This window comes from Streptomyces sp. NPDC102451 (assembly GCF_044765485.1).
Classification (GTDB): Bacteria; Actinomycetota; Actinomycetes; order Streptomycetales; family Streptomycetaceae; genus Streptomyces.
In genome coordinates this window covers 296,737-305,048 of sequence record NZ_JBIWKD010000005.1, presented here as the reverse complement: position 1 = coordinate 305,048, position 8,312 = coordinate 296,737, and the positions used below count along the sequence as shown (strand labels likewise).

General features: G+C 73.8%; 8 protein-coding genes. 2 read left to right on the top strand and 6 right to left on the bottom strand.

From position 1 onward, the window contains the following. Window positions 1-166: 166 nt before the first annotated feature. The 3 genes from ACIRD8_RS14305 to ACIRD8_RS14295 form a co-directional block, all read right to left on the bottom strand. Complete coding sequence (locus tag ACIRD8_RS14305) at window positions 167-1,651, bottom strand: cellulose binding domain-containing protein (RefSeq protein ID WP_403990136.1); 1,485 nt, start codon at window positions 1,649-1,651, stop codon at window positions 167-169. 126 nt (window positions 1,652-1,777) lie between these two features. Further along, window positions 1,778-3,241, bottom strand: a complete 1,464-nt coding sequence (locus tag ACIRD8_RS14300; RefSeq protein WP_403990134.1) for a sensor histidine kinase — start codon at window positions 3,239-3,241, stop codon at window positions 1,778-1,780. After that, window positions 3,238-3,942, bottom strand: coding sequence for a response regulator transcription factor (locus tag ACIRD8_RS14295; RefSeq protein ID WP_099172762.1), 705 nt, complete (start codon window positions 3,940-3,942; stop codon window positions 3,238-3,240). Before ACIRD8_RS14295 ends, ACIRD8_RS14300 begins: the two co-directional genes overlap by 4 nt. Before the next feature lie 78 nt (window positions 3,943-4,020). Between ACIRD8_RS14295 and ACIRD8_RS14290 the strand changes: the two genes are divergently transcribed. After that, window positions 4,021-4,575 carry a hypothetical protein gene (locus tag ACIRD8_RS14290; protein ID WP_403990132.1) on the top strand — a complete coding sequence of 185 codons (555 nt, stop codon included), beginning with the start codon at window positions 4,021-4,023 and terminating at the stop codon, window positions 4,573-4,575. A 5-nt stretch (window positions 4,576-4,580) separates the two neighbouring features. Here ACIRD8_RS14290 and ACIRD8_RS14285 read toward each other — a convergent pair whose 3' ends face one another. After that, complete coding sequence (locus ACIRD8_RS14285; protein WP_403990130.1) at window positions 4,581-5,468, bottom strand: spermidine synthase; 888 nt, start codon at window positions 5,466-5,468, stop codon at window positions 4,581-4,583. Window positions 5,469-5,556: 88 nt separating this feature from the next. Beyond that, a complete protein-coding gene (locus ACIRD8_RS14280; RefSeq protein ID WP_403990733.1) occupies window positions 5,557-5,925 on the bottom strand; it encodes a hypothetical protein in 369 nt (122 codons plus the stop codon). Between the two features lie 253 nt (window positions 5,926-6,178). Between ACIRD8_RS14280 and ACIRD8_RS14275 the strand changes: the two genes are divergently transcribed. Next, entirely contained in the window at window positions 6,179-7,531 is a 1,353-nt protein-coding gene (locus ACIRD8_RS14275) for a tetratricopeptide repeat protein (protein ID WP_403990128.1), read from the top strand. A gap of 168 nt (window positions 7,532-7,699) precedes the next feature. Here the strand turns inward: ACIRD8_RS14275 and ACIRD8_RS14270 are convergent, their stop codons facing one another. After that, entirely contained in the window at window positions 7,700-8,296 is a 597-nt protein-coding gene (locus tag ACIRD8_RS14270) for a histidine phosphatase family protein (RefSeq protein WP_403990126.1), read from the bottom strand. Between the last annotated feature and the right edge of the window lie 16 nt (window positions 8,297-8,312).

Sequence of the window (8,312 nt, the reverse complement as noted above, 5' to 3'; positions counted from 1 at the left end):
CGGCCCCCCCCCCCCCCCGGGGGCGGGGGGGGGTCCGGCCCCCGCGCCCCCCGCCCCCCGGGGGGGCGGATACACCGGGGGGGGCGCCCCCGGGGGGGGGGGGGGGGGGGGGGCCCGCCGGGGGCGCCCGCGTCGAGGTGATGGTCTTTGGGGGCGGTGGCGTGGACTACCCGAAGGCGCCGAACGCCTTGGTGAAGGCCAGCGGTTCCTGGAGAATCGAGCTGCAGGTCGCGTCCGCGGTGGGCTTCTCGCCGTCCGCGCACTGCACGTCCCGGGTGCCCGACCACATCGCCAGTCGGCCGATGCCCTTCTCCTGAGCGAACTTCACCAGCTGCGTGGCGTCCTCGACGGTGAAGATCTCGGTGGCGACGTCGTTCACGCCGATCATCGGGGTGACCGCGACGGCCTTCCAGGCCTCCGCGTCGGAGAGGCCGAGCACGCCCTTGATCTGGGCCTGTGTGGCGGTGGCCGCCTGGGTGGCGTAGTCGCCCATGTCCCCGCTGTAGGCCGGCCCGTAGTCCATCGCCATGATGTCGACGGCGTCGATCGAGACGCCGTTCTCCTTCGCATCCGCGATGAGGTCCACGCCCGCCTGGGTCAGGCCCTCGGGCATCACGGGCAGCGTGAAGGACACGTCGAGCCCGGGGTGCGACTTCTGGAGCTGGGCGATGGCCTGCGAGCGGCGGGAGTTGGCGGCGGTGTCGGGCAGCGCCCCGCCCTCGATGTCGAAGTCGACCTTGGTCAGCTCGTACGTGTCGATGACCTTGCCGTACGCCGCGGCGAGCTCGTCGGCCGAGGAGCAGTGCAGCGCTAGCTCGGCGCCGGCCGCCCCGCCGAAGGAGACGCGTACGTCGCCGCCCTCGGCCCGCAGCGCGCCGATCTGGGCGGCCACCTGGTCGTCGCCGAGTCCGGTGACCCCGCCCCAGAGCGGCGCGCAGCTGCCTCCCGACGTGATGAACGCCAGGTTGAACTCCTTGACCCCGGTCTTGGAGGCGGTGTCCAGCAGGTCGTAGGCGGGGTAGAGCGACGTGTCGACGTACGGGGCGAATCCGGCCCCGCCCGCCGTGCCACCAGGCGTCCCGGGGGTGCTCGTCGGCTCGGCCGTCGCGGTCTCGGTGGGTGTCGCGGTCTGCGTGGGGGTCGCGTCCTCCGTCGGCGTCGACGTGGGCGCCGGGGTTCCGGTCGGGCGCCCGCTCGGCTCCGGGGTGGTGCCGCCGTCCGCCGAGCAGGCGGCGTCGTTGATCAGGCAGCCTTCCGGATCGGCGGCGGTGGCCGCGGAGGTGGTGACGAAGCCGACCGTCACGGATCCGCCCGGGGCGATGTCCTTGTTCCAGCTCGCGGGCTTCACGGTGACGTGGTTGCCGCTGACGGTGTGCTCGCCGTTCCAGAGCGAGTCGATCTTCGTGCCGGCGGGCAGGTCGAATTCGAGCGTCCAGCCCGACTGGACCTTTCCGGTGTCGTTCGAGACGACGTACTGCCCGGTGTATCCGCCGGTCCAGGCGCTGGCCCTCGTGTACGTGGCGCCGACGGCCGCCGCCTGTGCCGTTCCGGTGAGTGCGAAGACCGTGCCGCCCACGACCGCCGCGGCCACGAGGGCGCCGACGGCCTTCGTGCGGGTGCTCGTCGTGCGGCGGTGCGTGCTGGTGCCCATCGCGTGCCTCTGTCCTGCCGGGGGGTGATTGCGTCTGCACGCTAGCCGCCCCGAACCGGGCAAAAGGCACTGATGGGAACCGAGTTGATGTTCTTAGGGTTCGCTTAAGGAGGGCATCGGTGCCGGTTAAAGATTGGGCCCGGAGCCCGGGGCGCCACGGAACTCTGTGTTCCGGCCCCTCACTCCGCGTGGTCCCCGCCTTCCGTTACGGCGCCCCACCCGGTGCCCCCGGCGCGCGCGCTCGGCCGGACCGCCGTCGAGCCCTATCCAGATGCGCACCTCCGTGCCGCCGAGCATCGACCGGCCGATCCGCAGGTCACCGCCGGTGGATTCGGCGACCCTGCGGACGATGTCGAGGCCGAGCCCGGTCGACCCCACCTCGCCCCGCGCTCCGTTCCGTCCGCTGGCGCCCCGGGCCAGGGCGGATTCCGGATCGGGTATGCCCGGCCCGGCGTCCGAGACCAGCACGATCACCGCGTCACCGCTGTGGTGCACATCGACGGCGAAGGCGGTGCCTTCCGGGGTGTGCCGGAAGACGTTGCCGAGCAACGCGTCCAGGGCGGCCGCCAGTTCGGGCCTGGCCACCGGGATCCGTACGGTGCGGTCCACGCCCGCCAGCCGTACGGTGCGCCCCTCGTCCTCGGCCAGCGCCGACCAGAAGCCCATGCGTTCCCGGATGACCTCGGAGGCGTCGCACCCGGCGCCCGCGCCCGTCTGCCCGCCCTGGGTCTGCGGGCGCTGCTCCCGGGCCGTACGGATGATCGTGTCCACCTCGTGCTCCAGCTGTTCGACCGCGGCCCTGGTCTGCTCGGCGGCCGGGCCCTCCCCCAGCGATGCGGCGTTGAGGCGGAGCACGGTGAGCGGGGTGCGGAGCCGGTGCGAGAGGTCGGCGGCCAGTTCGCGTTCGTTGGCCAGGAGCTGGACCACCTGGTCGGCCATGGAGTTGAACGCGACCGCGGCGGAGCGGAGTTCGGTGGGCCCCTCCTCGGGGACCCTGGTGCCCAGCCTGCCCTCCCCCAGGTCCTGGGCGGCGCCCGCGAGCCGCTGTGCGGGCTCCACCATCCGTACGCCGAGCCGGTCGGCCACGGCCACCGAGCCGAAGATCAGCGCGATCCCGACGCCGGCGAGCACCAGCCAGGCCGTGCCGACCCCGTTGGAGACCTCGTTCTCGGGCACGAACACCTCGACGACGGCGATGCCTCCGGTGCCGAGCGCGGTGGGCTGGAGCAACGCGGAGCCACCGGGTACCTCGGCGATGGAGGCGCGCCCCGACTTCCGTACGGTCTCCAGGTCCTCGCGGGTGGCGCGCCGGGTGCCGATCTCCAGGCGGGGGCTGCCGCCCTCGGTGCCGGGTACGTGCACCGCGAGGCGCCCCCGGCCGCCGGGTTCGGTGGACAGGACGGCGCGGGTCAGCTCCGCGCGGTCGGTGGTGATGGTGAGGGTGGGGCCGATGGTGGCGGCCTGCCGTTCGGCGTCGGAGAAGGCGCGGTCGCGGGCCATCTCCTTGATGACGAGCCCGAGGGGTACGGCGAACGCGATGACGACCATGGCGGTGACGGCCAGGCAGACCTTGACCAGGGCCCATCTCATGCGGACGGCCCCGCGGCCGGCGGTTCGAGTTTGACGCCGACTCCGCGCAGGGTGTGCAGATAGCGCGGCCGGGCGGCCGTCTCGCCGAGCTTGCGGCGCAGCCAGGAGAGGTGGACGTCGATGGTCTGGTCGTCGCCGTAGGACTGCTTCCAGACCTCGGCCAGCAGTTCACGGCGCGGGACGACGACGCCGGGGCGGCCGGCGAGGAAGGCCAGCAGGTCGAACTCGCGGCGGGTCAGGTCCAGTGCGGCGCCGTCCAGTTCGGCCTGGCGGCGCAGCGGGTCGATGGAGAGCCCGCCGACCTGGAGGACGCGCGGGGGCGGGGCCTGGGCGCCCGGTCCGCGGGTGCGGCGCAGGACGGCCGCCATACGGGCGGAGAGGTGCTCCACCGAGAACGGCTTGGTCAGGTAGTCGTCGGCGCCGTCGTTGAGCAGCCTGACTATCTCGGCCTCGTTGTCCCGCGCGGTCGCGATGATCACGGGTACGTCGGTGATGGAGCGCAGCATCTTCAGTGCCTCGGCGCCGTCGAGGTCGGGCAGCCCGAGGTCGAGGACGACGACGTCGAAGCGGAAGTGCGCGACCTCGCGCAGCGCTTCGAGGGCCGTGCCGACGCTCCGTACGGTGTGCGAGGCCTCGGTCAGGTGCCGGATGAGGGCGGAACGTACGAACTGGTCGTCCTCGACCACGAGCACACTAGGCATGCGCCGCACCGTAGCCCATCCGGAGGAACTGGGTCCCCTCCAGGACAAGGCCCGGGCGGGTGGTGCAGGATGTGCCCGATGCAACGAGGACTCGTACACGCGATCGCGTGGTCGCTCGCCACGGGTGCGGCGGTCACCCTGTCGTGGTGGGGCGTGCACACGGTCATGTCGGGGACGGCGTACGACCCTCCGCGCGCCGTTCCGATCTCGGTGGGGGCGCGCGGCGGGCAGGCGACGAACGTGCCGGTGTCGTCGTCGACGCACCGCTCGCTGCCGTCGCCCTCGCCCAGTGCCACCGCCTCCCGTACTGCGGCGCCGAAGACCCCGAGCCCGTCCCGCAAGCCGTCCTCCCGCCCGCCGAGCGCGAGCCGGAGCCCGGCGAAGTCCTCGGCCCCGGCTGCCGCGTCGGGTGAGGTGAAGAGTTATCCGACGCGCGGCGGCAGGGTCGTCCTGGAGCTGGCGGACGCCTCGGCGAAGCTGGTCTCGGCGACGCCCGAGCCGGGCTGGTCGATGCAGGTGTGGACGAACCCGGAGTGGATCCGGGTGGACTTCAGCGACGGGGCGGGCGCGACGGTCTCCGTCTTCTGCACCTGGAACGGCCATCCGCCGATCGTGGAGGTCGTGGATCAGTAGGCCGTCTACGAGAAGGCGCCGGGCGGCGGGGCCGGTGAGGGCTTGGCGCCCGCGTCGGTGACGACGGCGGCGCCTCCGGTGAAGTCGGCGAGCGCGCGGCCCTGTTCGACGCGGCCGGGGTGGGGGTCGCTCGCGACCCGCCGGGTCAGTTCGGCGACCGCGATCGGCAGGTCGGAGGCGACCAGGACCGCGTTGCCGAAGCGGCGGCCGCGCCAGACGGTCGGATCGGCGGCCAGGGCCAGCTCGGGGAAGAGCGAGGCGGCCGTGGCGATCTGACCACGCAGATGCGCGAGCGGCGGGCCGTCGGCGAGGTTGGCGGCGTACTGCCCGCCGGGCTTCAGCACCCGGCGTACCTCAGCGAGGAATTCGGCGGAGGTGAGGTGCGCGGGCGTACGGGCCCCGCCGAAGACGTCGGCGATGACGAGGTCCGCCCAGCCGTCCTGGATCTTTCCGAGCCCGGCGCGGGCGTCCGCCGAGCGGACCCGTATCCGCGCCTGCGGGTCCAGGGGGAGCTCCCGCCGCACCAGCTGGACGAGGGGGCCGTCGATCTCCACGACCTGCTGGGTGGAGCGGGGGCGGCTCGCGGCGACGTACCGGGCGAGCGTGAAGGCGCCGCCGCCGAGGTGCACCACCTGGAGGGGCCGGCCGGGAGGCGCGGCGAGGTCGATGACATGGCCGAGCCTGCGCTGGTACTCGAACGAGAGGTACGCCGGATCGTCCAGGTCCACGTGCGACTGCGGGGCGCCGTCCAGCAGCAGCGTCCAGGCGCGCGGACGCTCACGGTCGGGCACGAGCTCGGCGAGGCCACCGTCCACCGTCGCGGAGACGGCCTCCTGCCGGCGCTCGGACCGCTTGCGGTCGCTCGCGTCCCTGGCCGCTCCTCGACGTGCCACGCGCGCTCGTCCTCACTCACCGGTTCGGGCCGGCCACCTGGACGGCCCGGCGACGGCGGAAACTCCGCCCCACCTGGCCATTATGGCCTCAGCGGCAGTTGTCGGCCGCCTCGATGAGCCGGGCCGCCTGGTCGAGGGCGGCCCGGAGCACGGCCGGGTCGGTGACCGGGGTCTCCGCGACGGGCGGCAGGAGCCAGCCCCCGCCGATGACGGGCGGCTCGGCGGGGACGCGCAGTCCACGGCCGTCCGTCCGCGTACAGGCGCTGCCGGGCACGTCCCATGCCTCCGCCGTGCCGGGTGGCACCAGGAAGCCGAGGACGGCGCAGGCTCCGTCGTGCAGGACCGGGCCGACGGTCTCGTCGTCCGATCCCCTGCGCAGGATGTCCACGGCCTCCAGGCCCTGACGTGCCGGGACGGTCACCAGGTCGCACGGTGTGGTCTCCGGGCCCGTGTCCATATGAGGCAAGGGAACCCCTCCTCTCGTCTCGACGAGACGGTGCCGCGCCCCGTCTCCTCATGGACCAACGCGCCGACGGCGTCAAGGGCTACGGCGGCACGCCGCCGCAAAGGGTGGCAGTTCATGGCGGATCACGGGCGAGATGTCCGGTTTATTGGCAAACGCTGCGTGTGCGACTCGTCACAGCAGGTACGTTCTTGCTCCGCCGGGACACCGGAAACAGGAACCCGGCTGCACCAGAGAGGGCCCAGCCATGGTGTCGACACGGGCAGTTCCCAACCTCGCCTTCCGGCGGCTGCGCGGACAGCGCTCCGCCGGGGAGTTCGCGGCCGCGGTCCGCAGGGCCGCGCGCGAGATCGGTGAACAGGTCGCGTGCGACGCCCGGTACATCGGACGCGTGGAGTCCGGCGAGATCCGCTGTCCCAACTACGCGTACGAACGGGTGTTCCTGCACATGTTCCCCGGGGCGAGCCTCGAGGACCTGGGCTTCTCGGCCCGCGAGAGCGTGCGCGGCCGGGGGGCCCGCACGACACACCTGCCCCCGCCCACCACACCCCCCGCGCTCGACAGCGAGATCCACGAGGAGAGCGACGTGCTGCGTCGCGTGTTCATGACCAGCGGTACCGCCACGGTGGCGGCCGCATCCCTGGGCCTGGGCGGCCGTGCCGCCGCGGGCCCCCTCACCGTCCCCGCACAGCGCCGGGTCGGCGAGGCCGAGGTGAGCGCCGTGGAGGAGGCGGTGCGCCAGATCCGGCTGCTGGACGACCGGCACGGCGCGGACGGCCTCTACCGGCGTGCCTCCCAGCCGCTCCGGGCGGCGTACGCCCTGCTCGACTCCGGGACGGCGACGCGGCGCAGCACGGCGGACCGGCTGCACGCCGGCGCCGGTGAGCTGGCGATCTCCGTGGGCTGGCTGGCCCACGACTCGGGGCGCTTCGACGACGCCCGCTCCCACTACGCGGAGGCGCTCGCGACGGCGCGGTTGGCCGGGGACGCCGCACTGGAAGCGCACGCGTTCTGCAACGCGTCGTTCCTGGCCCGCGATACGGGGCGGGCCCGTGAGGCGGTCCGCGCGGCGGAGGCCGGACAGCGGGCCGCCCGGCCGCTCGGCTCCCCGCGGCTGCTGGCCCTGCTGGCGCTGCGGGAGGCAGGGGCCAGGGCGTGGCTCGGGGACCGTACGGGGTGCGAGCTGGCGATCGGGCGGGCGCAGACGGCGTTCGAGCGGGGGCCGAGCGACGCGGACCCCGAGTGGATGTCGTTCTTCCGGGAGGCGGAGCTGGAGCTGCTGGAGGCGCAGTGCTGGTCGGCGCTGGGTGACTGGCCGCGGGCGGCGCGGCACGGACGGCGGGCGACCCGGCTGCAGGATCCGCACTTCACCCGGAACCTCGCGCTGTACCGCGCGCAGCTGGCCGGTGACCTGGCGCAGGCGGGCACGGCCGACGAGGCCGCGGCGGCGGGCCACCAGGTGCTGGACCTGCTGGACCGGGTCCAGTCCTCCCGGATCCGGGGGATGCTGGCGAGCGCGGTGCGGGTGCTGCGGCCGCGGGGAGGCCCGGAGGTGGCGTCCCTCCTGGCCCGCTACGAGGAGCTCCCCCCGACCCCCTGACGCGCGCCTTCAAGTTCTGGCCGGGCACATTCAAGCCCGTCCGGCGCTTGAGGACGGAACCCTGGCGTCGGGTTCGGCCGACTGTCCATGTGAGCCCGCACTGGAGGGCGCCTCCCGGACCACGCGCACGGGCTGGATGTGCCCGAACCGGGCGATGGGGCTGAGGCCCTACCGGTCCAGGTGGCCCGTGTCGTTCCAGCGTTCCAGCGCAGGCAGCCCGTACGCCCACCCCAGCACCGACAGCGACGTCGGCTCCAGCCGGATCCGCGCGGCGAACGACACGTCCTCGCCCAGCCACCGCGCCCCCAGCGCCCGCAGGATGTGCCCGTGCGCGAAGACCAGCACATCGCGGTCGGCGGACCGCGCCCACTCCACGACCTCGTCCGCCCGGGCCGCCAGTGAGGCGAGGCTCTCGCCCCCCGGGACCCCGTCGCGCCAGATGAGCCAGTCCGGCCGGTCCGCCTTGATCTGCGCCGGGGTCAGGCCCTCGTAATCCCCGTAGTCCCACTCCATCAGCGCGTCCCACGGCTGGGCACGGTCACCGAACCCGGCGATCGCACAGGTCTCCGCGGCCCGGACGAGCGGGCTGGTCCGCACCTCGACGCCGGGCAGACCGCCCCAGGGCTCCCGGTGCAGCCGTTCACCGAGGAGTTTCGCGCCCTCGCGGCCGGTGTCGAGGAGGGGGATGTCGGTCCTGCCGGTGTGATTGCCCTGGACGGACCACTGTGTCTGGCCGTGCCGGGCGAGCAGGATTCGCGGTGCCATGACGGCTCTCCCTGAA

Excerpts from the sequence above, each read along its gene's own strand:
- ACIRD8_RS14300 (WP_403990134.1), bottom strand. The coding sequence starts at position 3,241 with ATGAGATGGGCCCTGGTCAAGGTCTGCCTGGCCGTCACCGCCATGGTC.
- ACIRD8_RS14295 (WP_099172762.1), bottom strand. The coding sequence starts at position 3,942 with ATGCCTAGTGTGCTCGTGGTCGAGGACGACCAGTTCGTACGTTCCGCC.
- ACIRD8_RS14290 (WP_403990132.1), top strand. The coding sequence starts at position 4,021 with ATGCAACGAGGACTCGTACACGCGATCGCGTGGTCGCTCGCCACGGGT.
- ACIRD8_RS14275 (WP_403990128.1), top strand. The coding sequence starts at position 6,179 with ATGGTGTCGACACGGGCAGTTCCCAACCTCGCCTTCCGGCGGCTGCGC.
- ACIRD8_RS14280 (WP_403990733.1), bottom strand. The coding sequence starts at position 5,925 with ATGGACACGGGCCCGGAGACCACACCGTGCGACCTGGTGACCGTCCCG.
- ACIRD8_RS14305 (WP_403990136.1), bottom strand. The coding sequence starts at position 1,651 with ATGGGCACCAGCACGCACCGCCGCACGACGAGCACCCGCACGAAGGCC.
- ACIRD8_RS14270 (WP_403990126.1), bottom strand. The coding sequence starts at position 8,296 with ATGGCACCGCGAATCCTGCTCGCCCGGCACGGCCAGACACAGTGGTCC.